This is a genomic window from Streptomyces sp. NPDC039609 (assembly GCF_055596705.1).
This window is the reverse complement of the sequence record NZ_JBVIUJ010000002.1, coordinates 371,242-395,243: the sequence shown is the minus strand read 5'-3', so window position 1 is coordinate 395,243 and position 24,002 is coordinate 371,242. Positions and strand designations below refer to the sequence as shown.

Annotated in this window: 21 protein-coding genes, 1 tRNA gene and 1 pseudogene; 8 read left to right on the top strand and 15 right to left on the bottom strand. The window is 71.0% G+C overall.

What is annotated here, in order from left to right; genetic code table 11:
• The first annotated feature begins 68 nt into the window (after nucleotides 1-68).
• Together ACZ561_RS07230 and ACZ561_RS07225 are read left to right on the top strand one after the other, a co-directional pair.
• A complete protein-coding gene (locus ACZ561_RS07230) occupies nucleotides 69-821 on the top strand; it encodes a TetR/AcrR family transcriptional regulator (protein WP_470990664.1) in 753 nt (250 codons plus the stop codon).
• A gap of 52 nt (nucleotides 822-873) precedes the next feature.
• Nucleotides 874-1,539, top strand: a complete 666-nt coding sequence (locus ACZ561_RS07225; protein WP_470990662.1) for a hypothetical protein — start codon at nucleotides 874-876, stop codon at nucleotides 1,537-1,539.
• Nucleotides 1,540-1,542: 3 nt separating this feature from the next.
• Here the strand turns inward: ACZ561_RS07225 and ACZ561_RS07220 are convergent, their stop codons facing one another.
• From ACZ561_RS07220 to ettA, 3 genes are read right to left on the bottom strand one after another with little or no spacing between them, the layout of a single operon-like run.
• Nucleotides 1,543-2,211, bottom strand: a complete 669-nt coding sequence (locus tag ACZ561_RS07220) for a DUF8010 domain-containing protein (RefSeq protein ID WP_470990660.1) — start codon at nucleotides 2,209-2,211, stop codon at nucleotides 1,543-1,545.
• A complete protein-coding gene (locus ACZ561_RS07215) occupies nucleotides 2,208-2,630 on the bottom strand; it encodes an acyl-CoA thioesterase (protein WP_329120466.1) in 423 nt (140 codons plus the stop codon). Before ACZ561_RS07215 ends, ACZ561_RS07220 begins: the two co-directional genes overlap by 4 nt.
• Before the next feature lie 2 nt (nucleotides 2,631-2,632).
• Nucleotides 2,633-4,297, bottom strand: a complete 1,665-nt coding sequence (gene ettA / locus ACZ561_RS07210) for an energy-dependent translational throttle protein EttA (RefSeq protein WP_470990658.1) — start codon at nucleotides 4,295-4,297, stop codon at nucleotides 2,633-2,635.
• Nucleotides 4,298-4,665: 368 nt separating this feature from the next.
• Between ettA and ACZ561_RS07205 the strand changes: the two are divergent.
• A pseudogene (locus ACZ561_RS07205) lies at nucleotides 4,666-5,407 on the top strand (helix-turn-helix domain-containing protein); the annotation flags it as partial.
• An 88-nt stretch (nucleotides 5,408-5,495) separates the two neighbouring features.
• Here the strand turns inward: ACZ561_RS07205 and ACZ561_RS07200 are convergent.
• Nucleotides 5,496-6,581, bottom strand: coding sequence for a pentapeptide repeat-containing protein (locus tag ACZ561_RS07200; RefSeq protein WP_470990656.1), 1,086 nt, complete (start codon nucleotides 6,579-6,581; stop codon nucleotides 5,496-5,498).
• A gap of 227 nt (nucleotides 6,582-6,808) precedes the next feature.
• On the opposite strand from ACZ561_RS07200, the gene ACZ561_RS07195 reads away from it, so the two are divergent.
• Nucleotides 6,809-7,477 (top strand): hypothetical protein, encoded by a 669-nt coding sequence (locus ACZ561_RS07195; RefSeq protein ID WP_470990654.1) that lies wholly within the window; start codon nucleotides 6,809-6,811, stop codon nucleotides 7,475-7,477.
• Nucleotides 7,478-7,807: 330 nt separating this feature from the next.
• On the top strand, nucleotides 7,808-8,098 hold the full coding sequence (locus ACZ561_RS07190) for a hypothetical protein (RefSeq protein ID WP_470990652.1): 291 nt from the start codon (nucleotides 7,808-7,810) through the stop codon (nucleotides 8,096-8,098).
• A gap of 241 nt (nucleotides 8,099-8,339) precedes the next feature.
• On the opposite strand, the gene ACZ561_RS07185 is transcribed toward ACZ561_RS07190, so the two are convergent.
• The 5 genes from ACZ561_RS07185 to ACZ561_RS07165 all read right to left on the bottom strand — a co-directional run bounded on the left by ACZ561_RS07185 (nucleotide 8,340) and on the right by ACZ561_RS07165 (nucleotide 14,672).
• Nucleotides 8,340-8,720, bottom strand: coding sequence for a hypothetical protein (locus ACZ561_RS07185; protein ID WP_470990650.1), 381 nt, complete (start codon nucleotides 8,718-8,720; stop codon nucleotides 8,340-8,342).
• Between the two features lie 130 nt (nucleotides 8,721-8,850).
• Entirely contained in the window at nucleotides 8,851-10,254 is a 1,404-nt protein-coding gene (locus ACZ561_RS07180) for a Cys-Gln thioester bond-forming surface protein (protein ID WP_470990648.1), read from the bottom strand.
• Between the two features lie 286 nt (nucleotides 10,255-10,540).
• Complete coding sequence (locus tag ACZ561_RS07175; RefSeq protein ID WP_470990646.1) at nucleotides 10,541-11,059, bottom strand: single-stranded DNA-binding protein; 519 nt, start codon at nucleotides 11,057-11,059, stop codon at nucleotides 10,541-10,543.
• A gap of 148 nt (nucleotides 11,060-11,207) precedes the next feature.
• The gene (locus ACZ561_RS07170; protein WP_470991318.1) at nucleotides 11,208-13,037 is read right to left on the bottom strand and encodes a GTPase; all 1,830 of its coding nucleotides are present in this window, start codon (nucleotides 13,035-13,037) and stop codon (nucleotides 11,208-11,210) included.
• 27 nt (nucleotides 13,038-13,064) lie between these two features.
• Nucleotides 13,065-14,672 carry a dynamin family protein gene (locus tag ACZ561_RS07165; protein ID WP_470991316.1) on the bottom strand — a complete coding sequence of 536 codons (1,608 nt, stop codon included), beginning with the start codon at nucleotides 14,670-14,672 and terminating at the stop codon, nucleotides 13,065-13,067.
• 302 nt (nucleotides 14,673-14,974) lie between these two features.
• Here ACZ561_RS07165 and ACZ561_RS07160 point away from each other — a divergent pair.
• Nucleotides 14,975-15,047 (top strand) — tRNA-Arg (locus ACZ561_RS07160).
• Nucleotides 15,048-15,164: 117 nt separating this feature from the next.
• On the opposite strand, the gene ACZ561_RS07155 is transcribed toward ACZ561_RS07160, so the two are convergent.
• From ACZ561_RS07155 to ACZ561_RS07135, 5 genes are all read right to left on the bottom strand, one after another.
• On the bottom strand, nucleotides 15,165-16,331 hold the full coding sequence (locus ACZ561_RS07155; protein WP_470990644.1) for a lactate 2-monooxygenase: 1,167 nt from the start codon (nucleotides 16,329-16,331) through the stop codon (nucleotides 15,165-15,167).
• A gap of 61 nt (nucleotides 16,332-16,392) precedes the next feature.
• A complete protein-coding gene (gene crcB / locus ACZ561_RS07150) occupies nucleotides 16,393-16,746 on the bottom strand; it encodes a fluoride efflux transporter CrcB (RefSeq protein ID WP_470990642.1) in 354 nt (117 codons plus the stop codon).
• 70 nt (nucleotides 16,747-16,816) lie between these two features.
• Nucleotides 16,817-17,164: a DUF190 domain-containing protein gene (locus tag ACZ561_RS07145; RefSeq protein ID WP_470990640.1), complete on the bottom strand. Its 348-nt coding sequence runs from the start codon at nucleotides 17,162-17,164 to the stop codon at nucleotides 16,817-16,819.
• Complete coding sequence (locus ACZ561_RS07140) at nucleotides 17,161-17,571, bottom strand: FluC/FEX family fluoride channel (RefSeq protein WP_470990638.1); 411 nt, start codon at nucleotides 17,569-17,571, stop codon at nucleotides 17,161-17,163. The genes ACZ561_RS07145 and ACZ561_RS07140 overlap by 4 nt, the downstream gene beginning before the upstream one ends.
• A gap of 9 nt (nucleotides 17,572-17,580) precedes the next feature.
• Nucleotides 17,581-18,309 carry a DsbA family oxidoreductase gene (locus ACZ561_RS07135; protein ID WP_470990636.1) on the bottom strand — a complete coding sequence of 243 codons (729 nt, stop codon included), beginning with the start codon at nucleotides 18,307-18,309 and terminating at the stop codon, nucleotides 17,581-17,583.
• A gap of 155 nt (nucleotides 18,310-18,464) precedes the next feature.
• Here ACZ561_RS07135 and ACZ561_RS07130 point away from each other — a divergent pair, with 155 nt between their 5' ends.
• Both ACZ561_RS07130 and ACZ561_RS07125 read left to right on the top strand, forming a co-directional pair.
• The gene (locus ACZ561_RS07130; protein WP_470990634.1) at nucleotides 18,465-19,565 is read left to right on the top strand and encodes an LLM class flavin-dependent oxidoreductase; all 1,101 of its coding nucleotides are present in this window, start codon (nucleotides 18,465-18,467) and stop codon (nucleotides 19,563-19,565) included.
• A gap of 944 nt (nucleotides 19,566-20,509) precedes the next feature.
• Complete coding sequence (locus ACZ561_RS07125) at nucleotides 20,510-21,703, top strand: IS701 family transposase (RefSeq protein WP_470991314.1); 1,194 nt, start codon at nucleotides 20,510-20,512, stop codon at nucleotides 21,701-21,703.
• 186 nt (nucleotides 21,704-21,889) lie between these two features.
• On the opposite strand, the gene ACZ561_RS07120 is transcribed toward ACZ561_RS07125, so the two are convergent.
• Complete coding sequence (locus ACZ561_RS07120) at nucleotides 21,890-23,857, bottom strand: helix-turn-helix domain-containing protein (RefSeq protein ID WP_470990632.1); 1,968 nt, start codon at nucleotides 23,855-23,857, stop codon at nucleotides 21,890-21,892.
• Nucleotides 23,858-24,002: the final 145 nt, after the last annotated feature.

Sequence of the window (24,002 nt, the reverse complement as noted above, 5' to 3'; positions counted from 1 at the left end):
CATGCGCTTCCGTTTATGACGTACGCTAAGTTTATCGCGTAAACACGAGCGGCTGGAGTGGAGTGCCCATGACGCGCGAAGACCGGAGCGGCCGTCCCGCCACGCCCCACGACCTGAGCGCGGTCGCGGACCTCCTGTGGCGCGCCGACACGGAGGAGCAGCCCGAGGACCGCCCCCGGCTCAGCGTCCGGAGGATCGTGGACGCCGCCGTGGTCGCCGCCGACGCCGAGGGACTGGCCGCGCTCTCGATGCAACGCGTCGCGACGGAGCTCGGCTGCACGGCCATGGCCCTCTACCGGCACATCCCCGGCAAGGATCAACTGATCGCGGCGATGAACGACTTCGCGACCGGCCGTCCGCCGGCGCCCCCGTCTCCCCCGGCCGGGTGGCGTGCCGAGATCGAGGCATGGGTGGCGTCACTGTGGGGCCTCTATCTGCGCCACCCGTGGATGCTGCGGGTCCCGACGTCGAGCGCACCGGTCGGCCCGAACGAACTGGCCTGGTTCGAGGCGCTCCTGAAGCCCCTCCACCGCGCGGGCCTGCCACGCGAGGAACTGATCCCGCTCGCCACCTTCGTCTCCGGCGCCGTACGCGACCTGGCGCGGGTGGCCACCGAGCTCGATCCCGAGAGCGCCGCCGCGTACGGCGAGGTGCTGGCCCGACGGCTCGACCCGGAGCGCTTCCCCCTCCTCTGCTCGCTCGCTGGCGAGGAGGGGCTCGACGAGGACGAGGACGGCGACGTCACCCCGATCGTCCGCCACGGGATCGCGCGGCTGCTCGACGGCATCGAGGCCGCGGCCGCACCCCACCGACCCGCCTGACCCCTGATCGACCGAGTGATCGACCGAGTGATCGACCGAGGAAGGAACCACCATGGACGACCTACGGATACGACGGACGATGGGTGCCTGCGGCATCGCCGCCGGCCTGCTGGCCGCTGTCGGCGTGCCACTGTACTTCGTGTACTCCGGAGCACCGCCAGCCTCGAACGTCCTCGCCAGGATCCTGCTGAACATCCTGACGTGCGGAGCCCTGTTGGTCTTCCTGACGGGGTTGCGCCATCTGATCCGCGGCGCGGGCCCGGCCTTCGAGTGGCCGGCGAGCCTCGTCTTCGGCGCGGGCACGGCGTACGTCACCGTCACGCTGGTCGCGGCGTCGATCGAGGCGGGGACCGTTCTCCAGCGTCCCGACGGGACGCTGGACCCCACCGTCGACGGGCCGCTGGCCCACGCGAACATGCTGTTGCACGGATCGGTGGCCAGGCTTCTGACGGCGGTCCTGCTGGTGGCCGCCGGGTACGCGATCCTGCGCAGTGGCGTCCTGCCGCGCTGGGCCGGGTGGAGCGCCTACGCCGTCGCGGCGGTCAACGTGGCGTTCGTACCGTCCCTGTTCTTCGGGACGGACGCGGCCGACTTCTACAGCGCGGTCGGCTGGGGGAACACCGCCCTGACCGCGGCCCTGATCGTCTACTGGGCCCTGGCCGTCGGTGTCGCGACCGTACGGCGCCGACCATCCGGAGGGCTCACTCGGCTTGCCTGAAGGTCAGTGCCTGTGCCGTGGGGCAGGGGCGACCGTCAGCGACATCGGGACCGTACGCAGGGCTATCGAGCCGTACGGAGTCCGCAGCCGCAGCCAGGGCCCCGAGGCGAGGAGCGCCACCGGGGCCTCGTGCGGGGGCAGGAAACCGAGGGACTGCGCCGCGTGCACGGCCCGCAGCGGAAGCCCGGTGTCCGCGACCGTCCGCGACCAGATCTCGCGGCCGATCCGGTCCCGCTCGGCCCGCGTCCGGCGCTCCTCGGGCAACTCCTCGTCCCGCGCCCGGAATTCGGAGACCGCGGCTGCCACCGCGCCGCGCAGTGCCACGACTCCGGGCACTCCGGTCACCGGTTCCCAGCCGCCCCTCGGCGGCAGAACACCGGTCCACGGCGGTCCGGTGACGGTGTCGGGGACGACGGCCTTGCCGGCCGATTCCTCGATGCCTTCGAGGAGTTCACCGGCCGACACCGTGACGTCCAGCTCCACCTCGTCGACCAGCCGCGCCGTGCGGATGGCCAGCACCTCGAACGACGGCGGCCGACCGAACACGGCGAGCGCCCCGCCTCCCGCCTGGAGGCGGACGGCGGCGGCGCGGTCGTAATGGATCAGCCGGGCCAGGAAGGCGGCGAGGTCCGCCGCCTCCCTGGCATCGGCGAAGTGCAGCGGCGCGATCATGCGGCGGCAGTCATCCCGTCGTCCATGTACTCCTCGAGGAACGAGCGCTCCTCGGCGGAGATACGACGCGGCCGCTGGGCCTCCAGGTCGAAGGGGACGACGATCGTGGAGGCCCGCACGTACGTCACTTCCGGGTCCTTGATCTCGTACGCGATCGTCAGGGACGCCGCGCCTATCTTCGTGACCCACGACTCGATGGTCACCGGCGCGTGCCGGTGGACCAACGGCCGTACGTAGTCGATCTCGTGCCGGGCCACGACGGACCCGCCGGAGAACGACGGCGAACCGTCGCCCGGCGCCAGCCGGAACATGAAGTCGATCCGCGCCTCTTCCAGATACCGCAGGAAGACGACGTTGTTGACGTGCCCGAAGGCGTCCATGTCCGACCAGCGCAGGGGACAGCTGTAGATGTGACGCACGCTCAGCCTCGGGTCAGCTTCTTGTACGTGGCGCGGTGCGGACGGGCCGCGTCCGCACCGAGACGCTCGATCTTGTTCTTCTCGTAGGACTCGAAGTTGCCCTCGAACCAGTACCACTTCGACTCACCCTCGTACGCGAGGATGTGCGTCGCGACTCGGTCGAGGAACCAGCGGTCGTGGGAGACGACCACGGCCGCACCCGGGAACTCCAGGAGCGCGTTCTCGAGCGAGGAGAGGGTCTCGACGTCGAGGTCGTTGGTCGGCTCGTCGAGGAGCAGCAGGTTGCCGCCCTGCTTGAGGGTGAGCGCGAGGTTGAGGCGGTTGCGCTCACCGCCGGAGAGCACGCCGGCCGGCTTCTGCTGGTCCGGGCCCTTGAAGCCGAACGCGGACACGTAGGCGCGGGACGGCATCTCGACCTGGCCGACGTTGATGTAGTCCAGCTCGTCGGAGACGACGGCCCACAGCGTCTTCTTGGGGTCGATGTTGGCGCGGCTCTGGTCGACGTACGAGATCTTGACGGTCTCGCCGACCTTGATGTCGCCGGAGTCCGGGGTCTCCAGACCCTGGATCATCTTGAAGAGCGTGGTCTTGCCGGCGCCGTTCGGGCCGATGACACCGACGATGCCGTTACGGGGCAGCGTGAAGCTGAGGTCGTCGATGAGAACCTTGTCGCCGAAGGCCTTGGAGAGGTTGTTGACCTCGACGACGATGGAGCCCAGGCGCGGGCCCGGCGGGATCTGGATCTCCTCGAAGTCCAGCTTCCGCATCTTGTCGGCCTCGGCGGCCATCTCCTCGTAGCGAGCGAGACGGGCCTTGGACTTGGCCTGACGCCCCTTGGCGTTCGACCGCACCCACTCGAGCTCTTCCTTCAGACGCTTCGCACGCTTGGCGTCCTTCTGGCCCTCGACCTTGAGGCGGGTGGCCTTGTTCTCCAGGTAGGTGGAGTAGTTGCCCTCGTAGGGGTGGGCGCGACCACGGTCGAGCTCCAGGATCCACTGGGCCACGTTGTCGAGGAAGTACCGGTCGTGGGTGACGGCGACGACGGTGCCGGGGTACTTGGCGAGGTGCTGCTCCAGCCACTGCACGGACTCGGCGTCCAGGTGGTTGGTGGGCTCGTCGAGGAGGAGCAGGTCGGGCGCCTCGAGGAGGAGCTTGCAGAGCGCGACGCGGCGCTTCTCTCCACCGGAGAGGTTGGTGACGGGCCAGTCGCCGGGCGGGCAGCCCAGCGCGTCCATGGCCTGCTCGAGCTGCGCGTCGAGGTCCCAGGCGTTGGCGTGGTCCAGGTCCTCCTGGAGCTTGCCCATCTCCTCCATGAGCGCGTCCGAGTAGTCGGTCGCCATGAGCTCGGCGACCTCGTTGAAGCGGTGAAGCTTCCCCATGATCTCGGCGGCGCCGTCCTGGACGTTCTGGAGGACCGTCTTGGACTCGTCGAGCGGCGGCTCCTGGAGGAGCATGCCGACGGTGTAGCCGGGCGACAGGAAGGCGTCACCGTTGGACGGCTGCTCAAGACCGGCCATGATCTTGAGGACGGTGGACTTACCGGCACCGTTCGGGCCGACCACACCGATCTTCGCACCGGGCAGGAAGCTCAGCGTCACGTCATCGAGGATGACCTTGTCGCCGTGCGCCTTGCGCGTCTTGCGCATCGTGTAGATGTACTCAGCCAAGAGAAACCGTCCGGCAAAGAGTGAGTGGGCAGATACACCCCATCTTGCCTGACCGCCACCCCTGGGGGCGAACCAGTAGGCGAGGGACCCGCTGACCTGCGGGTTAGCGGATCACTCCGGTAGCCGATCTGTCACTGTTGGTCGCCCCTGGTCGCCCTTGAGCCCCTTCGCACGGCCCACAGACGGCCCGGGAGGGCTCGACTCGGACCTACTAGACGTCGCAGGGATGCCGCCTGTCCCATGGAGACGCGCACCACCCGGAACGTCCTGTGAATGAGACGGCTGGTGCTGTGACCGCGAACCTTTGCCGGGTTGATCGTTGCGCTGGTTGGAAGTGACGGCGCTTCCAACCAGCATGGGGAGGCGGGATGGCGCAACCGGTCAGGGTTCGCAGGCTGACCGAGCAGGAGGGGCAGAAGCTCCAGAGGATCGTGCGGCGGGGCAGTACCAGCTCGGTGCGGTTTCGGCGGGCGATGATGCTGATGGCCTCGGCCGGCGGCAGCACGGTCCCCGTCATCGCGCGTCTGGTCCAGGCGGACGAGGACACAGTCCGCGACGCGATCCACCGCTTCAACGAGAAACGAGATCGGACTCGCATGCCTGAACCCTCAGTGGGCGGGAGGCCGCCACCGCCTGCTCAGTGGTGACGATGAGGACTCCGTCGTCCAGACGGCCACCACCCGGCCGCCCCAGGTCGGCAGGCCTTTCACGCACTGGTCGATCCGCAAGCTCGCCGATCACCTACGGCGCAACATCGCCCGCCCGATCCGGATAGGCCGCGAGGCCCTGCGGTGCCTACTGGCCCGCCGGGGGATCTCCTTCCAGCGCACGAAAACCTGGAAAGAGTCCCCGGATGCAGAATTCGATGCCCAGCTGGAGCGGATCGAGTACGCGATCAACGAGCGGCCCGACCGAACGTTCGCCTTCGACGAATTCGGCCCGCTGGGCATCCGCCCAAGCCGGTTCCTGCTAGGCCGAGGAAACCCGTCCCGCCGACTGCCGGCCACGTATCGCCGCACCCACGGAATCACCTACTTCCACGGCTGCTACTCGGTCGGCGACGACCAGATGTGGGGCGTCAACCGCCGCCGCAAGGGCATCGACCACACGACGCGAACGCGCCCGCAGCGAGAAAGGCATCCGCTGGGGCGGACGACCCCTCAGTGCATCCGCCTGACGGACTACCTCGGTTGAAGCATCAGTCCGAATGCAGGGGTGGGACGTTCCTCGCGAGCGCGGCGGCTTGCAGCAGGATGCTCGGCTCGGCGCCGGGGTCCTCGACCATGACGACGCCTGCCGCCTGGATGTCGAAGCCTGTCGGCCAGATGGTGACGTCGCTTGCCAGCGCACCCTCCAGCTTCGCCCGTGTCAGGTCGGCACTGGTGAGGTCGCTTCCTCGGAGGTCAGCCAGTCTCAGATCCGCGCCGGTGAACTTGGCGCCATGGCCCCGCGCCTTGCGCAGATTCGCCTCCCGCAGGTCGGCACCCGAGAAGTCAGCCTCGCGGAGGTCGGCCCTGACCATGCGAGCACCGCGCAGGTCGGCTTCGATACAGCGGCTCTGGTGGAGAATCGACGTCCCGAGCTCCACGTGTCGCATGTTGGCCGCGATCAGCGATGCCTTGGTCAGGTTGACCTGGTAGATGCTCGCAGCTTCCAGGCAGGCGCCGTCGAAGTTGATGTGGTGCAGCCACAGTCCGTCGCAGTCGGCCCGACGCAGGTCGGTATAGCTGACGTTGAGCCAGTCGGGCTGGCGTTCCTGGCACAGGACTCCGAGGCCGGTGAGCGCCACCTGGGCATCCGGGGCACGTGTCTCCAGCGGAGGCACGGAGTTGATCGAGGCTTCCGCCGCCGGCGAGTCTTGCGCTTGCGGGGGCCATGGCAGGTGAGTCCGGAGGAACGCGGCCTTGATCGAGATGACCGCCTCCCGGTCGTGAGCCGAATGGTCCGCGATCCGCCACAGTGCGTAGAGGCCGCCGATCCGCACGTCCGTCTTCTCGCTGCCGAGCTGGTCGACCGCCCGGCTGAAGCGGTCGGTGATGTGTCCCTCCCGGGTGGCGTTCAGCCCCTCCTGGTTGACCCTCAACTGCCGCCAGGTGGCGTACGCGCCGAAGAGGACGACAGCGCCACCGACCGCCTGCACGAGCGTCGTGCGTACGTTGTTCACAGCCGCGAGCCGCTCAGCGGCCGAGATCCTGGCCTCGCCGAGATCGCGCTCGACTACCAGCCCTGGCAGCACCACGACCACTACGGCCAGCGCGGCGGGCACGGCCAGCAACGCCGCCACCGCGGAAAGAGCGGCACTGACACGACGCTGCCGAGAGGTGCCCGGTATGCGCCGCCTATGAGTAGATCCCCCCGCATCCATGCGTACATGATCGCAGGGCGACCCGGAAGCCGGTGTACCTATCCGGTCAGAGCACTAGCCGCGACCGGTGTACCTATCCGGTCAGAGCACTAGCCGCGCGGGGGCCTTGGATACTCCTTGGTAGCCGCATGAGCGGGAGCGTCAACGTGGCCTCGTGGATCGCCTACGCCGTGCAGCCGTACAACTGGCCCTTGGAGAGCAGCCCACTCGAACTGGACATGCGGCTGGCTGCCGCCAACCTTCCGCGCAGCCATGACAAGCAGGTGCCTGAGTGCGCCCGGCACCCCACCCGTCGGGCACGGAGTGTTCACGACTACCTTCTTATCCGTGGCTTCGGCCGGATCGGTCAGCGACGTCATTCCCCGCTACCAGGCCCCGGAGGAGCGCTACCGGACGCGGGCGGTTGCTGGGATTGCCGTACCTGGCTGCTGTACTGCAGGATCCAGGCGGGGGTGACCATGGAACGGCATGTTCTGGAATCGCTGTTGGCCGGTGATGACGAGGCGTCCCTGATAGCTCTGGCCACCCTCCGCAGCGGCGCCACCTACTCGGTGGCAGACCGGGCACAACCCGCAGGAGCGCATGCCGGAGTCTTCAACCGCCGACTTCAGCGCATGCGGATGCACGGACTCGAACCTCTTGGGCTGGAACGAGCAGTGCAGCTCATCCGCGAACATGGCCAGCCCGTGCGCACAGGGCTGATCGATGCCGCCGATCGGACATGGACCACCCTGCTCTTCCTCACCGAGGACGGCAGCGCACTAGTGGCCTGCGCCGGCTGGCCGAAGCCGCTGGTCAGGAAGCCACCGCCTTAGGAGAGACGGAGGGCCTGCCCGCGCCCGACCCGCACGGTTGTGGTGCTGGTCGGCCCACTGCGCAGACTCCGTAGACGCCCCTCGTTCCCCGTGACTCCCCGCACGATCTGGCACGGATATGGCACGGCGGCCTCTTCGTCCCGAAGCAACTCGGGTGGGGGCGCCTCCTTAGGTTGCTGTGCCACTCACCTGCGCTGATGGCCCGCAGGCGTCCGCACTCGTTCGCCGGTGTTCGTCTGCGTTGTCACGCAGACGGACACTCACTGCGGTTGGTCTTCTTATGCGGGAAACCTCGCTGCGGACGTGCCGAACTGCCAGTACGGTCGGCTCGTGATCAACATCAACGTGCGTGGAGACCTGGGAAAACCCATAGCTCGTGCCCAGGTCGGACTGGAGTGGACGGACCTCTTTCCTGCTCTGGACCCGGTGAACTTCCCGATGCTGTGGGCCTTGGATCCCTACGGGGATGCCATCTTCAATAAGCGGCAGGTGCCGTTGCTGCTGGCAGAGCTTGATCGACTTCCCGAAGCACACGGCGGTGAGTGGGTGGGCCAGGCTCGGGAGTTGTGCCAGGTCGTTCAGAGTGGAACACACCGTTACCTTTGGTTCATCGGGGACTGAGTGGTCTTGAAAACCGTCGTGGCAGCGATGTCGCCGCGGGTTCAATCCCACCCCCACCGCAGGTGAACGGCCCCTGACCAGCCAACTTGGTCGGGGGCCGCTTCCGTGTCCGCGCACCGTGATCGTCCCGGTATTCCCCGAGGTTCCCTGCTCGATCGGGCACGGGAGGGGCACGCTTCCAGTCGTCGAGCCATGGGCCGGGTGATAGGGAGCGCGCCACTGTACGAACGACCTGGGCCTGTCACCGACGGTCGCCGCCGGTCACCGCTGCCTTCCGCGCGCTCGTCCGGGCCCGGGCCGTCACCATGCCCGTGATCGCACAGGCCCCGGCAGCGACGGTCAGGCACACGAGGGTCGGGTTGATCCAGGCGGGAACGAGGTCGAAGGAGGCGTTGCACTTGTTGTGCAGCGGAAACGGGCGGCTCGGCTCCTGCCAGTGCTCGGCCCGGTACGCCTCGTCGTAGTCCTGGCCTGCCAGGCCGCAGGATTCTCTGACATCGAGGCCCCCTGCGAGCGCGCCCATGACGAATACGAGGAACAGCCCGCAGCAGCAGGCCGCGGTGAGAAGCAGCCACAGGGCCGGGCTGCGCCGGACTGCGCCACTGCTCGGTTGGTCGGTCATCTTGCGATCTTCCCCCTTGGCCCCGGGCCCCTCGCCCCTGCGGGCCGTCGCGGCGGCACGACACCGGCCCCGGCGCGCGAGTCGCGCACCGGGGCCGGTGGGTGCCGTGAGGCGGGTACTGCTTCGGGTACTACTGGCCGGCCGTCTTCTTCTTACGGAGGAAGAAGACCGCGCCGCCGCCGAGGACCACGAGGAGCGCGGCGATGCCGGCGATCATCGGGGTGGCGTTGGAGCTACCGGTCTCGGCCAGGTCGCCGCCGCCGGTCGTGGAGCCGGTGGTGGAGCCGCCCGTGGTGGTGGCCGGCGTGGTCGGGGACGGCTCGGTCGACGGGGTCTCCGACGGGAGCGGGCCCGGGGTGGCCGTCTTGCAGTCGAGAACGCCCTTGAAGTTCTTCTCGAAGCCGTTCGGGCCGGTGATCGTGAAGTCGTAGGCCTCGTCCTCGGCCAGCGGGATCGTCACCGTCTGCGACTTGCCGGCGCCGATGGTGACCGTCTTGCCCTTGAGCTCGAAGGTGAAGTCCTCGTCACCCTCGTTGGAGGCCGTGACGTCCAGGCCGCCCTTGGCGCAGTTCTTCTCGGCCGTGACGGCCGGGATCGCGCCCTTCTTCGCCCAGGTGGCGGTGGCCTTCGCCGTGACGCTGGAGGTGCTGGTGCCCGCCAGGATCAGAGTCTGGCTCTTGACCTTGGTGGAGACGAACGCGCGGCCGATCGGGACCGTCGTGTCGGCCTTGATCGTCAGCTCGGCGGCGCCGTCGGGCGTGCCGGCCGGAACGTCGAAGAAGACCTGGCTGCCGTTGGAGACGTTGGAGACGACCTTGCCGTCCTTGTCCACGAGCTTGACGCCCGCGGGCGCGCCCGGCGCGAGGGAGACGGCGGCCGAGGCGGCGTTGGTGTCGACCGTGATCGGGCCGAGGCGCTCGCCCGACTTACCGGCGACGGAGGCCGGGGAGAGGCTGAGGGAGGGCTTGGGCTCCGTCAGGTTCTCGGCGTTCTTCTCCAGGTACTCGGTGAGCTTCTTCGCGTCCTTGTTGACCGGCTCGGCGTCAACGTTGTCCGAGAAGTGCCAGATCGCGGCCTGGGTGGCGGCGGCGGCGGTCTCCTTGGTCAGGTTCTTCGCGCCGACCTTCTTGGCCAGCTCGTCGAGCTTGTCCACCTGCGGGTAGGAGTTCTGCAGGATCCAGCGGATCTTGCCGGCGTTCTTGTTGTCGTGCAGGGAGGACTGGTCCCAGCCGACTTCCTTGTACTCCTGGCCGGTCTTCGCGCCGGTGTACAGGTCGATGCAGTACGTCTGCAGCGAACCGCCGGGCGTCACCTGCATCTCGAACAGGCCGGCGGAGACCTTGCCCTGGCCCTTGATCTTGACCGTGTCGAAGACGGTGAGCTTGCCCAGCGTGGCGGTCGCGCCGCCGGTGCCGTCGGCGCCCTCGTCAGCGGCAGCCGGTCCCGCGATGGCTATGGCACCCGCAGCGACGAGGCCGGAGACCACGGTCGCGGCGGCAAGGCGGGCAACGCCGCGCCTCCGAACAGAAAACATGAATTTCCCCTCCGGGCGAGCTGCTCCGCATCGTCGGTCGCGACACGTGGGGGGAGCGCTTCGCCAGCAGACTCACTGACCCAGTTGACTCAAAAGACCCAAGCGGCTCACATGGCGCATGTGCCGACTCAAGTCCCGTATGAGTACCCGCGAATCCTAGGGAGAGGGAAGACCCGAGTGCCCGTTCATACGGTCTGATAACCATTCCGACTCGGAATCGTTATGTCCGGGGTCCGATTCACGAAGAAGCGCTGGTCGCAGTATCGACAAATCCCCCAACTCGAGGTCAGGACACGGGCTCCCATACACGCGGAGTCCCTCCCTCCACTTGTGCCCTCACCTGGGCCTCCGCCTCCGCCCCCACCTCCGCCGTCTCCCACGGGTCGCTCTCCGCACCCCCGTTCGCCTGGCGTTCCGTCAGACGGGGCTCACCTTTCACCACCCGGCGGAACGCCGCCGTACCGCGCGTCAGATCGTGACCCACGGCCAGCGCGTCGATGTCCACGAAGGTCCTGCGGCGGCCGTCCGGCCGACCCTCCTCCAGGTCCTCCTCGCGCACCCGCAATCGGCCGTGCACCACCAGCGGTTCGCCCACCGAGACCGAGGCGGCCAGGTTCGCGCCGAGTGCCCGCCAGGCGAACACCGTGTAGAAGCTGGTGCGTCCGTCCGTCCAGGTGCCGCGCTCCCGGTCCCAGCGGCGCGCGGTCACCGCGAAGCGGAACCGGGCCACCCCACCCGTCGCCGTGTCCCGGTACTCCACGGCCGTCGCGACGTTCCCGACGAGCGTCACCATCGTGTCGTTCATGCGTCTCCCCTTTCCGCGCCTTCTCCGAAACCGGCTCCGCTCCCGAAGCCGGTTTCATCGTGGACCGGGCCAAGAACCCCTGCCCGAGCCTGTGGAGAGGTCACCTCCTGGGGAAAACTCCGTCACCCGTGGGGGTGTCGCGGAGGGCTCACCTCAGCCGTGCCCCCGACCTCGTACCGCCCCACCGCGTACCGCCCGCCCCGCCCAGCCGTGTCACCCGCATGCCCGACCGGGTCGCCGACACCGTCACGAACTGGTCGCGCACCTCCCGATACCGCATCAACTCCGCCGAGATCGGGTCCAGCACCCGCGCCCGTCCGCACGCGGCCGCCGCCTCCCGCAGCTTCCGCTCGGCCTCCTGCCCGTACCGTCGGGCCGGCCCCGTCACGGCCGCGGCGCACGCCCACTCCACCAGCGGACCGCCGACGATGCCGCCGATCATGATGAGCACCGGCGGCAGCAGCCCCGGCTCGACGACACCGACGATCTGCCCGACCAGCCACAACGCGCCGAAGATCTGCAGCAACGTCATGAGCACCTGGGCGAGGACGGCGGCCGGCCACCAGGCGGGCCGCGGCGGCCGGGCGGCCGGATCGCCGATGGTCACGGCGAGTTCGTCGAGCGCCTCGGGCAGCCCCTCGGCCCCGCGCGCCGCCGCCTCGCGCACCGCCTGGGCCCAGGGGGCCGGCAGCCCGCGCGAGGCCTCGTCGGCCACGGTCCGCACCGCCTGTTCCACTCTCTGGCGCGCGGTCAGTTCGTCCTCCACCGGCGTCTTGAGGCGGGGGTCGGTGGAGCCGTGCCAGCGGACCCGCTCGTACCAGCGGTAGAGCCGCAGCCAGGGCGTGCCGCAGGCACGGATGGCTCCCCGGCGCCAGACGCGTTCGGCCGCCTCGCCGGCGGCGGTGGCACCGACGGCGACCGCGAGGCGGCCCGCGAAGGCCTCCCGCGCCCGCTCGCCCAGACCGGTCTGCCCGTCGGAGACGTAGACCGGCCGGAGCCGGGCCGCCGCCGCGTCGACGTCGGCCGAGAGCCGCCGCGCGGGCGCGGTGCGCTCCTGGACGAACTGGCCGAGCAGTTCGCGCAGTTCGCCCACGCCCTCCCCGGTGAGGGCGGAGAGCGCGAGGACGGTGGCACCGGGCTCGCCGTGCTCGCCGAGGGCCATGCCGTCCTCGTCGAGGAGGCGGCGCAGGTCGTCCAGGACGATGTCGGCCGCCTCGCCGCCCAGCCGGTCGATCTGGTTGAGGACGACGAAGGTGACCTCTGCGTGGCCCGCGAGCGGGCGGAGATAGCGCTCGTGGAGGACGGCGTCGGCGTACTTCTCCGGGTCCACGACCCAGATCACGGCGTCGACCAGGCCGAGGACGCGGTCGACCTGGTCCCGGTGGGCGGTGACGGCCGAGTCGTGGTCGGGCAGGTCGATCAGGACGAGCCCCTGCAGCTCCTCGTCGGCCGCGCCGCCCGCGAGGGGGCGACGGCGGAGCCGGCTGGGAACGGCGAGCCGGTCCAGGAGCCCCGCCGAGCCCTCGGACCAGCTGAGCGCGATGGGCGCGGAGGTGGTGGGACGGCGCAGCCCGGTCTCGGAGACGGGGACGCCGGCGAGGGCGTTGAAGAGGGAGGACTTGCCGCTGCCGGTGGGTCCGGCGATGGCCACCACGGTGTGGCGGGCGGAGAGCCGCTGGCGGGCGGCGGCCTCGTCCAGGACGCGTCCCGCCTCGGCGAGCCCGGCCTCGGCGAGGGCGTCGTTCTCCAGGCGGGTACGGGAGAGGCCGACGAGTTCGTTCAGGGCGTCGAGGCGGGTGCGCAGGGCGCCGCCGTAGTTCCCGACCAGGAGTGGCAGATCCTCGTCGGCGGGCCCTCTCTCCGGCCCCGCCCTCTCGCCCGTCTTCATTCCCGCGGCCAGGTCCGCCCGGCGCGCGATCAGGCCGTCGTCCCAGCGGTCGTCCACCGTGGCGCCCGTGGCGCCACCCGCGTTGCCCATGCTGTCCGTGCTGCTGCTCACCGGTCGTCACTTCTCCTTCTGCAGTACGGAGAGCGCGGCGATCAGCGCCGCCTGCGGCTCGGGGGTCACGTCGAGGGCTTCGAGGGGCGCGAGACGCCGGTGGCGTTCGATGCGCAGGACGTGGCCGAGGTACGTCATGACCAGGTCGCCGCCCTTGTCGCGCAGCCGCAGGGCGGCCTGGGCGCCGAGGAGTTCGGCGAGGCGCTCGCCGGCGCTGCGGGTGCGGCGGCCGCCGAGGAGCGCGGCGGCGAGCAGGGCGGAGACGGTGCCGGCGTCGGGGGCGGCGGTACGGGCGCTGGCGGGTCGCTCCGTGGTGCGGAGCTCGTCCTCCGCAAGCTCTTCGAGTTCGCGCCGCCAGCGCCGCACGGTCATCTCGATCCGCTCGTTGGCCTCCCGGTCGGGGGCGGCGACGGCGTCGCCGAGGCCCGCCGCCGCGGGCTCGCGGCGCCAGACGTCCTGTACGCGCTCGTCCGCGGCGGCGACCGCGCACTGGAGGAGGGCGGCGAGGGATTCGACGAGGGCGTCGAGGAGCTCGTCGGCGGAGCTGTCGCGGGGGTAGCCACGCCAGCGGGTCCTGGCGTCCCCGGCCAGGACGGCCCCACGGCCCAGCTGCTTGCGGAGGCGCTCGCTCTGCTCCTCGTACGCCGCCTCGACCGCGCCGCCGAGGCGGACGGCGGCGGCGTACTGGGCGGCGACCGCCCCCGCGAGCTCGGGAATCCTGGAGTCGAGGGAGCTGACGACACCGGAGGCGGTGCGGCCGACGGCCTGCTGGCGGGCGGCGGGGTCCTGGGCTCTGTGGGCGAGCCAGGCGCGCAGCGGGGCGACGGCGGTGTCGGGCAGCAGCCCGCGTCCGCCGCCCGCGGACTCGGGCAGCTCGGGGATGGTGAACCGGGGCACGTCCCCGAGGCCCGCCTTGTGGAGAAGGGCCTCGTACTGCCGGGAGACCTCGCCGATGATCTGGTGCGGGACGCGGTCGAGGACGGTGATCAGGGTGGCGTCGTACTCCTTGGCTGTACGGAGCAGATGCCAGGGGATGGCGTCGGCGTAGCGGGAGGCGGTCGTGACCATCACCCAGATGTCGGCGGCGCAGATCAATTCGGAGGCGAGCAGCCGGTTCTCGACGACGAGGGAGTCGATGTCGGGCGCGTCGAGCAGGGCGAGCCCGCGGGCGAGGGCGGAGGACGTCTCGACCCGCAGCGCGTTGTCCTCCGGCGGCTCCTCGGCCGCGTGGTCGTCGTCCTGGTGGGGCAGCCAGACGCGGGTGAGCTGGGACAGGATGCGCAGCCCGGCGAACCAGTGGTGATCGTCGGGGTGGCAGACGAGGACAGGGGTACGCGTGGTGGGGCGGAGCACGCCTGCCTCGCTGACCCGCCGCCCCACAAGCGAGTTGACGAGGGTGGACTTGCCGGCTCCGGTGGAGCCGCCGATGACGGCGAGAAGAGGGGCGTCGGGATCCTTCAGGCGGGGCACCAGATAGTCGTCCAGCTGGGCGAGCAGCTCGACGCGGTTCTGCCGGGCGCGCGGGGCGCCTGGGAGGGGGAGTGGGAGACGCACGGCCGCGACACAGTCGCGCAGGGCGGAGAGTGCGTCGATCAGCTGAGGCCGTTCGTCCAAGGTCACCACATGCGAAGAATGCCCAATTTTGGAGCCATTTTGAAGCGTATAGCGGTCCTACGCGCCGACCGAACAGCCGATGACACGAGCCTCAGGCATAACGAGTGCACAACACCCGGGCCAAGTGGCGCGAAAAGCGCTGCGGGAATCGCACCTGCCTGCGATTATCGTTCCGCTTCACCGAACCTCCACATCGTGCCACGCAGGTGAAGCAACCGGGCCAAGGGGATCGGAGCCCTATCCTTGACCCGACAGGCCACGCCCCACCCACCAGGGGCTCCCGGCCGCACGGCCACCACCCGGCCCCCGTAGCTCAGTGGATAGAGCAGGCGCCTTCTAAGCGCTTGGCCGCAGGTTCGAGTCCTGCCGGGGGCGCATATCACAGGACCCTCCTTCGGGAGGGTCTTTTTGCTGGCCGGCGGCGGGTTTCGGCTCGCTTTGCATGCACTCGGTCCCGCCGGGCGTGTTCCGGCCCGGCGGGACCGCCGGGGGTCAGGCCGTCGGGGCGGTCGTGAGATCGTCGCGGGTCAGGGTGGTCGGGGTCGTGTGGCCCGACAGGGCCAGGGTGAGGTCGAGTTCGGCGAGCAGGCAGCGGATGACGTGGTCCACGCCCGCCTGGCCGTCGAGGGCCAGGCCGTAGGCGTACGGGCGGCCCACGAGGACGCCGTCCGCGCCCAGGGCGAGGGCCTTCGCGATGTCGTCGCCCGTGCGTACGCCGCTGTCGAAGAGGACCGTCAGGCGGTCGCCGACCGCGTCCGCCACGGCCGGGAGGGCGTCGGCGGCGGCGATCGAGCCGGCCACCTGGCGGCCTCCGTGGTTGGAGACCACCACGCCGTCCATGCCCGCGTCGGCGGCGGCGCGGGCGTCGTCGGGGTGGAGGATGCCCTTGAGGACGATCGGGCCGTCCCAGTTCTCGCGCAGGAACGACAGGTCCGCCCATGTCTTGCCCGGGTCGGAGAACATGGACACGAAGTGCATCACGGCCGCGTTCGGGTCCTCCTCCACCGGCTTCGCCAGGCCGGCGCGGAACGCCGGGTCGGAGAAGTAGTTCGCCGTCCCGACGCCGTGCAGAAACGGCAGGTACGCCTGGTCGAGGTCGCGCGGCCGCCAGGAGAGCATCGGCGTGTCGAGCGTGACGACGAGCGCCGTGTAACCGGCCGCCTTCGCCCGGCTCAGGAAGGAGCGCGCGACCTCGACGTCCTTCGGCCAGTACAGCTGGAACCACCGCTCCCCCTCCCCCATCGCCTCCGCGACCTGCTCCATCGGCGTGCTGGACGCGGAGGAGAGGATGTACGGGATGCCGCGCGCCGCCGCCGCACGCGCGGCCGCCGGCTCGGCGTCGGGGTGCAGGATCGACAGCACGCCGACGGGCGCGAGGGCCATCGGGGCGGGCAGCGAACGGCCCAACAGCTCTACGGAGAGGTCCCGTTCGCGCACGTCACGGAGCATCCGGGGGACCAGCCGCCGCCGTTCGAGCGCCGCCCGGTTGGCGCGGGCGGTGGAACCGTCGCCCGCGCTGCCGGCGACGTAACCGACGGGCCCAGGGCCGAGCCGCTGGGCGGTCAGTTCCTCCAGCCGGGTCAGATCGGTGGGGAGCCGCGGTACGGCTCCGGTCAGCCCGTTGAGGTAGATCTCGTACTGGAAGTCCGCCCAGCTCATGCGCAGACACCGCCCTTCGGAAGATCGCCGTGGGAGCACCTTGCCACCGGAGTCGGGCGCCTCACCAGGCCCGTGCTGCCTCCACTCCCAGCCATACGGCCCCGAGTCCGGCGGCCAGGCTCCCGGTCACGTTCGCCACCGCGTACCCCTTCGCCCCGCCTTCGTACAGCCTCAACGTCTCGTAGGAGAACGTGGAGTACGTCGTCAGCGCCCCGCAGAGACCGGTGCCGAGCAGCAGGTGCGCCTGCGCGGACGAGACCCCGGTCAGCAAGCCGAGGACGAACGATCCGACGATGTTGACCGTGAAGGTGCCCCAGGGGAAGACGGAGTCGTGGCGCGACTGGACGGCACGGTCGGTGAGATAGCGCAGGGGCGCGCCGACCGCGGCGCCCACGAGGACCAGAAGCCAGTTCACGTGAGGTCGCCCTCCGCCACAAGCCGCCGGCAGACACGTGTGCGGCGGTCGGTCGGTCCGCGGCCGTGTGTCACTCCCGCCGCTCCCTGCCCACGTACCGGATCACCTCGCAGTCGTCGAGGATCACCAGCCCCTCCGACACCAGCGCGTCGAGCTGGGGCAGGAAGTCCCTGATCCGGTCCTCGGTGTCCACGATCACGATGGCGACGGGCAGGTCCTCGCTCAGTGAGAGCAGCCGCGAGGTGTGGACGAGCGAGGACGCGCCGAAGCCCTCGACGCCCCGGAAGACGGAGGCGCCGGCGAGGCCCGCCTCGTGCGCGCGGTGCACGATCTCGGCGTACAGCGGCCGGTGGTGCCAGGTGTCGCTCTCGCCGAGGAGGATCGTCACGCGCAGGGCCCTGCCCGCCAGTCTCGTCATCGTGTCCTCCTCGCCAGAGCGCCACGGGTCGCGAAGGTCGCGGCCCACACGGCGGCCATCGCGGCCACCACCGTCGCTCCCATGTATGCCACGCCGCGGGCCGTGTCCCCCGCGCCCAGCAGACGCTGTGTGTCGAGGGCGTACGTGGAGAAGGTGGTGAAGCCGCCGAGGACGCCCGTACCGAGAAAGGGGCGTACGAGCCGGTGGGACGGGGTGGCGACCTCGGTGACCAGGACCGTCAGGACGCCGATCGCCGCGCAGCCGGACACGTTCACGACCAAGGTGGTCCAGGGGAACGCACCGGCCGGCGTGGGCCAGACGAGCGACGCGCCGTGGCGGGCGGCCGCGCCGAGGGCGCCGCCGACCGCCACGGCCGCGACGACCGGAAGCTGCCCGCGCACATCCATGCGGTCAGGTTAGGCGGTCTCCTGCCCCGAGCCGTCGGACACCCGCTCCGCCGCCAGGGAGTCCAGGAGCGCCCCGGCCCAGCCCGCGTCGTAGTGGTCGAGGCGCGGGAAGCCTCCGTTGTACAGGTCGCCGGTGAAGACGTACGTGGCGCCCGGGTTGTGCGCCGCGTAACCGCCGTCCGCGAAGAAGTGCGGGCTGCCCTGGATCGCGGGGCCCTGCGCCTCGTGCCACTGCTCGTACACCTCGCGTCGGCCCGCGCCGCGCGCGAGGGCCGCCTCCAGGGCCCGGGCGTCGACGTCGGGGCAGGTCTCGGCGATGTCGAGGATCACGGAGTGGATCGCTATGCAGCGGTGCTCGGTGTAGAAGGCCTTCCGCAGCCCGGCGTCGAGCTGGTCGGCGCCGCGCAGCCCGCCGGCCTCGGGCGCCTTCGCCGCCTGGACGGCTTCGAGGGCGGGCAGGACGCTCGACGGGTACTCCCACGCGGGCGCGTCCCACAGGCGCCAGCCGAGCTCCGGGCGGTGGGCACCGAGCATGACGATCTCGGCGTCGACGATGTGCTTGGGCGTGGGCTGGCGGTTGAACAGCTCCAGCGGGAAGGCGCGGTGGTCGATCAGGAGGTCCTGCCCGCGCTCGGCGGCGGTGGCCCGCAGGGTGTGCAGGGCGAGCGAGGCCCAGGGACAGCCGATGTCCGACCAGGCGGTGACGACGGGCGGTTGCGCGTCTCGTACGGGAGTCATGGCTGTGAGCGTGGGCGTCCCCGGACGGCTCGTCCAGTGACCGCGACCGACTCCGTCACCATGCCGCCAGCTTTCCGGATAAGTTTCCGTTTCTGCTCGGGGTCGTGCACTATGGAGGGGACAGACTTTCCTGGGGCGGCTTGGAGTGTTGTGTCATGCAGTTCGGAATCTTCACCGTCGGGGACAGGACCACCGATCCCACCGACGGCAGCACGCCGGGCGAGTACGAGCGGATCAAGGCGATGGTCGCCATCGCCCGCAAGGCGGAGGAGGTCGGGCTCGACGTCTTCGCGACCGGCGAGCACCACAACCCGCCCTTCGTGCCGTCCTCCCCGACGACCCTCCTCGGGCACATCGCCGCCCGTACGGAACGGCTGATCCTCTCCACGTCCACGACGCTGATCACCACCAACGACCCGGTGAAGATCGCCGAGGACTTCGCGATGCTCCAGCATCTCGCGGACGGCCGCGTCGACCTGATGATGGGCCGGGGCAACACCGGCCCGGTGTACCCCTGGTTCGGGCAGGACATCCGCCAGGGCATCCCGCTGGCCGTCGAGAACTACGCGCTGCTGCACCGGCTGTGGCGCGAGGACGTGGTGAACTGGGAGGGCCGCTTCCGTACGGCTCTCCAGGGCTTCACCTCGACGCCGCGACCGCTGGACGGTGTCCCGCCCTTCGTCTGGCACGGCTCCATCCGCTCCCCCGAGATCGCCGAGCAGGCCGCGTTCTACGGCGACGGCTTCTTCGCCAACCACATCTTCTGGCCCAAGCAGCACACGGCCAAGATGGTCGGCCTCTACCGGAAGAGGTTCGCGCACTACGGGCACGGCACGCCCGAGCAGGCCGTCGTCGGCCTGGGCGGCCATGTGTTCATGCGCAAGAACTCCCAGGACGCGGTACGGGAGTTCAGGCCGTACTTCGACAACGCGCCCGTCTACGGCCACGGTCCGTCCCTTGAGGAGTACACGCGCGAGACCCCGCTGACCGTCGGGTCTCCGCAGGAGGTCATCGACCGCACGATGTCGTTCCGCGAGTACGTGGGCGACTACCAGCGGCAGTTGTTCCTCGTGGACAGCGGCGGGCTGCCGCTGAAGACGGTCCTGGAGCAGCTCGATCTGCTCGGCGAGGAGGTCGTCCCGGTGCTGCGCAAGGAGATGGAGAGCCTGCGCCCGGCCGGGGTGCCGGCGGGCCCGACCCATGCGGCCCGGGTGGCGGCGCGCGACGCGAAGAGCGGTGAAGGGGCCGGCGCGTAGACCCACGGCGCGGGGGCCGGCGCGTGGACGCGCGGCGCGCGGGCGGCGCGTGGAGAACGGCACGTGGGCCGGCCCCGTAGACCGCGCGTAGGCCCGCCCGCAGACCGCGCGTACGCCGGCCCGTGGAACGGCCCGTGGGCCGACCCGGACACGCACGCGCGGGCCCGCGCGCGGACGCGCGGCGCGCGGGCGGCACGTGGGCCGGCGCGTGGAGAACGGCACGTGGGCCGGCCCCGTAGACCGCGCGTACGCCGGCCCGTGGAACGGCCCGTGGGCCGACCCGGACACGCACGCGCGGGCCGGCGCGGAGACTCGCGCGTCGGCCAACCCATAGACCCGCGCGCAGGCCGGCGCGGGGACCGGTGCGTCGGCCGGCGCTCGGTGGCGTGAAGGCCGACGTGTGGTCGGCACGGGCCGGAGCGCGCGAGATCGGCCCGCGTACATCGGCGTGTGGGCGGAGGCGCATACCCGGAACGCGCGCCTAAGCGGAACGGGCCGGGAGCGGCCTCCAGACGTGAGCGAGGCGGACAGGCGCGGTCCCTGGCCTGGGGCATTAACCAGGGGCCGGCCCGTGCCGCCTCGTTCAGCGATGGTCGGCCCGGGCCACATGGCGGTCAAAGTCGGGGCGCGGAGTCTGTCAGATCCCCTACCGGTATGCCGCCCCGACGCCCGCCCCCGCGACCCGTCGCGCTGCCTCTGGTGGGCCGGCCACACCTCACCCCCCGTCCGACCTGAGCCCGACACCCCCTGCGGCGCTCCCCGGGCCGGTGACGGTGGTCCGACCACCATCCGGCGGCCCAGGGGGGTGCCGGGTACACCTCGTGCCACGGACGCCGGGGCGAGACCGTGGAGGTGCAGCTGGAGGGAGCTGCAAAACCGTAGGCAGGAGTGTCGTGAGTACATCCGTCGCAACCAAGAGCAGGACCCTTCTCGATCCACTGGGAATCCAGCACCGCAACGAGCAGGTGCCGCACTCCGCGGCGTACCGGAACGCGGTGGCCGACGATGTCTACGACGAGCTCTGTGCCACGCTCTTCTCGGGGTTCCCCCGGCGGGACCAGCGGCTGAAGGCGGAGCAGTATCTTCGGGGGCTGCTGACCGCACAGGGCCGGAAGTCCATCCGTAACATCGCGGCGCAGATCGGCGGGCCGGCCGCCGAGCAGAGCCTGCACCACTTCATCTCCAGCTCCACCTGGGACTGGCGGCCGATGCGGGCCGCGCTCGCCGGGTTCCTGGAGCAGAACAGCTGCCCGCAGGCGTGGGTGGTGCGGTCGATGCCGATACCGAAGGCCGGCGAGCACTCGGTGGGCGTGGACCGCCGGTTCGACCCCGAGCGCGGGCAGGTCTTCCGGGGCCAGCAGGCGTTCGGCGTGTGGTTCGCCGCGGAGGAGCTGAGCGTTCCGGTCAACTGGCGGCTGTTCCTGCCCGATCCGTGGGTGAAGGACCGGACCCGGCGCGACCGGGCGGAGGTTCCGGAGGGCGCGGGCGAGGAGACGATGGAGGAGTGCGCGGTCGCGGCGGCGCTCGACACGGCGCGCTGGCAGGACGTCACCCGCAAGCCGGTGCTGCTCGACATCCGGGGCGGCGCGGGGCGGGCGGCGCTGAACCGGCTGTCCGGGGCGGGTGTTCCGGTCGTCGCCCGGATCGGCGCGACGTGCCGGCTCGCGGTCGCGGACCGGGCGCTGCCCGGCTTCGGCGCCGGGCCGCTGCCGGCCCAGCAGATCCTGGAGTCGCTCAAGGGCCTGCGCCGCCCGGTGGGCTGGCTGGACACCGCGGCCGGCGCGCGGACGTCGCGTACGTCGCTGGCGACGGTGGTCCGGGTCGCGCTGCCGGCGCCCGCGGGGGAACGGATGCGTCCGCTGCTGCTGCTCGGCGAGTGGGACGACCCCCGGCGGCCCCCGGCCCGGCTGTGGATCACCGACCTCAACGGTTCGACGGTCGGCTCGCTGCTCCGGCTGACGAAGCTGGCCGGACGGGTCGAGCGCGACTTCACCCAGGTCGGCGAGAGGGCGGGCCTGCGGGACTTCGTGGGCCGCTCGTTCCGTGGCTGGCACCGCCACATCACCCTGGCCTCGGCGGCGCACGCGGCGACGGTCCTGGCGACGGACTGGGACGCGGCGTACGGCTCCGCCGGCTGACACCGGCCGGGGCGGGGGCGGCCACCGTGCCCCCCGCCCCGGCGGGTCATGAGATCGGCCCCTCCCATCTCGAGGCCTCCCGAGGCCTCCCGACGCGTCCCGACGCGTCCCGACGTCGGAACAGGCCCGTCCCGACGTCGGAACAGGCCCGTCCCGCACGTCACGGAGTCGGCGCGGTCCCGCGCGTCACGACGGTGGGCGGGGCGCGTCCGGGGCTGGGCGGGTCGGGTCGGTGCCGCGCTGCTGGGCCAGGACGTCGCGGGTGCGCTGGAGGCGGAGGGCCAGCTGGACCTCCAGGACCTGGCCCGGCTTCTGCCATTCCGCGCCCAGGAGTTCACCGATCCGCTCCAGCCGCCGCGAGACCGTGTTCGGATGGACGTGCAGCGCCTCCGCCGCGTTCGTCGGGCTGCCGCCCGACGCGAAGTACGCCTCCAGCGTGCGCGTCAGATCGGTGAACCGTTCAGCGTCGTACTCCAGTACGGGGCCGATCGCGGACTCGATGAAGCCGTCGACGTCGTGGTCGTCGGAGAGCAGTAGCCCCAGGAACCCCAGGTCCTGAACGGACGCCGCGGACCCCGAACCGCCCAGCGCGCTCATCGCGTCCAGGCAGCGCATGGCCTCCAGATACATCCGGCCCACCCCGTCCGGGCTCCAGCCCGGGCCCGCCGCGGCGACCGAGACCGGATGGCCGAGGAGCGGGGACAGCTCGCCGGAGACCGCGCGGGCGGCGGCCGAGGCGTCGAGCCCGGGCAGCAGCAGGACGAGGCAGCCGCCCTGGACCGTCTTCAGACCGGACATCCGGTACGCGTACGAGGACGCCCACACCACGGCCCGCCCCTGCTCCCCGCCCTCCGGCCGGGCCACCACCAGGACGTGCGGCTTGCGCAGGTCGATGCCGAGGCGGCCGGCGCGCTGCACCAGCTGCTGCGGCGGGGCGTGCTGCGGGTCGGCGAGCAGGTCGTCGAGGAGCTCGTCGCGGACCGGGCCCTCGGCGACCGCCGTGGAGCGCTGCATCAGGAGAAGGAACGCGACCGACTGAGCGGCCAGTTCGAGCAGTCGCTCGTCCTCCCCGGTCAGTCCGGTCGCCGCGCGTATCACCAGGACGCCGAGGTCCTCGGAGCCCGCGATGACGGGCGCGACCCAGGTGTTGTCGCCGGTCACGACGGGCCGTCGGCCGGCGTGCGCGTCCAGCGACGCCTTCGCCACGGACTCCTCGTCGAGGCCCGCGATCTCGCCGCCCGAGGCGAGGCTGCGGCCGCCCGGATCACGGATCATCACGGTGCCGTCGAGGGCGTCTCCCGCCGCCTTGGCCACGTTGCACAGGTCCCCGCCCGCCAGGACGAGGTTCATGATCCGGCTGTGCGCCTCGCTGACGTGCCGCATCCGCGTGAGGCTCGACCTGGCGCGGGAGCTGTCCAGCTCCAGTTCGGTGACCTCGGCGCGGGTCTGGTCGAGGAGGCCCGCCTTCTCGATGGCGACGGCGGCGAGGTCGGCCAACGAGGACATCAGCCCGATCTCGTCGGGGGTGTAGTGGCGGACCCTGCGGTCCGCCCCGTAGAGCGCGCCGACGGTCGTGTCCCCGCTGCGCATCGGTATGGCCATGATGGCGTGCAGCCCCTCGGCCCGGACGACCTCGTCGACCGCCCGCGCGTACGGAAAACGGTCGTCGTCCAGATAGTCCGAGGTCCAGGCCGGTTCACCGTGGGCATGGGCCTCGGCGCCGAGGCCGTGGCCGTCGAGGACGCGCAGACCGGTGGTCAGTCCGGTGTGCGAGCCCTCGGTGGTGTGGATGAACGAACCGTTCGTGTCGCGCAGGCTGACGTAGGCCATGTCGAAGAACAACAGCCGCTTGGCGCGGCGGGTGATGACCCGCAGCAGGCTGTCGAGGTCGTACGGCAGCGTCAGGTCGCGGGCCGTGTCGACGAGGGCGGCGAGACCGGCCTCGCGCTGTTCGCGGCGCTCGAAGGAGGAGGAGATACCGGTGGCGAGGTGGACGGCCCGTTCGAGCCGGGCCAGTTCGTCCACCGGGAGGCCCGCGTCGCGGGCCTCGTGGAGCAGCGTCTCGTAGCGGCTGGGTGGGGCCTGTTGAGCCAGCAACTCCAGAACCGCGAGCGCGTCGGTGCCCCCACCGCCGTCCGCGCCGTGCTTGGACATGTCCCAACCCCCGTTGTTGAGAGAAACCGGGAGCCCCGGAGGGAACCCGTACCGCTGGCCGAAACTAATTCGGCCCCGGGAGAGGGTCAACGGTGACCTCGGCCACTTGGTTCCCGCGGCGTGGCAGGGTGGGGAGATCACCGTC

What these genes read in the sequence shown, in the direction of transcription:
- ACZ561_RS07185 (WP_470990650.1), bottom strand. Translation starts at nt 8,720, where the DNA reads ATGACCGACCAACCGAGCAGTGGCGCAGTCCGGCGCAGCCCGGCCCTG.
- ACZ561_RS07155 (WP_470990644.1), bottom strand. Translation starts at nt 16,331, where the DNA reads ATGAGCTGGGCGGACTTCCAGTACGAGATCTACCTCAACGGGCTGACC.
- ACZ561_RS07135 (WP_470990636.1), bottom strand. Translation starts at nt 18,309, where the DNA reads ATGACTCCCGTACGAGACGCGCAACCGCCCGTCGTCACCGCCTGGTCG.
- ACZ561_RS07120 (WP_470990632.1), bottom strand. Translation starts at nt 23,857, where the DNA reads ATGTCCAAGCACGGCGCGGACGGCGGTGGGGGCACCGACGCGCTCGCG.
- ACZ561_RS07220 (WP_470990660.1), bottom strand. Translation starts at nt 2,211, where the DNA reads ATGATCGCGCCGCTGCACTTCGCCGATGCCAGGGAGGCGGCGGACCTC.
- ACZ561_RS07145 (WP_470990640.1), bottom strand. Translation starts at nt 17,164, where the DNA reads ATGACGAGACTGGCGGGCAGGGCCCTGCGCGTGACGATCCTCCTCGGC.
- ACZ561_RS07170 (WP_470991318.1), bottom strand. Translation starts at nt 13,037, where the DNA reads ATGGGCAACGCGGGTGGCGCCACGGGCGCCACGGTGGACGACCGCTGG.
- ACZ561_RS07175 (WP_470990646.1), bottom strand. Translation starts at nt 11,059, where the DNA reads ATGAACGACACGATGGTGACGCTCGTCGGGAACGTCGCGACGGCCGTG.
- ACZ561_RS07130 (WP_470990634.1), top strand. Translation starts at nt 18,465, where the DNA reads ATGCAGTTCGGAATCTTCACCGTCGGGGACAGGACCACCGATCCCACC.
- ACZ561_RS07225 (WP_470990662.1), top strand. Translation starts at nt 874, where the DNA reads ATGGACGACCTACGGATACGACGGACGATGGGTGCCTGCGGCATCGCC.
- ACZ561_RS07140 (WP_470990638.1), bottom strand. Translation starts at nt 17,571, where the DNA reads ATGGATGTGCGCGGGCAGCTTCCGGTCGTCGCGGCCGTGGCGGTCGGC.
- ACZ561_RS07230 (WP_470990664.1), top strand. Translation starts at nt 69, where the DNA reads ATGACGCGCGAAGACCGGAGCGGCCGTCCCGCCACGCCCCACGACCTG.
- ACZ561_RS07180 (WP_470990648.1), bottom strand. Translation starts at nt 10,254, where the DNA reads ATGTTTTCTGTTCGGAGGCGCGGCGTTGCCCGCCTTGCCGCCGCGACC.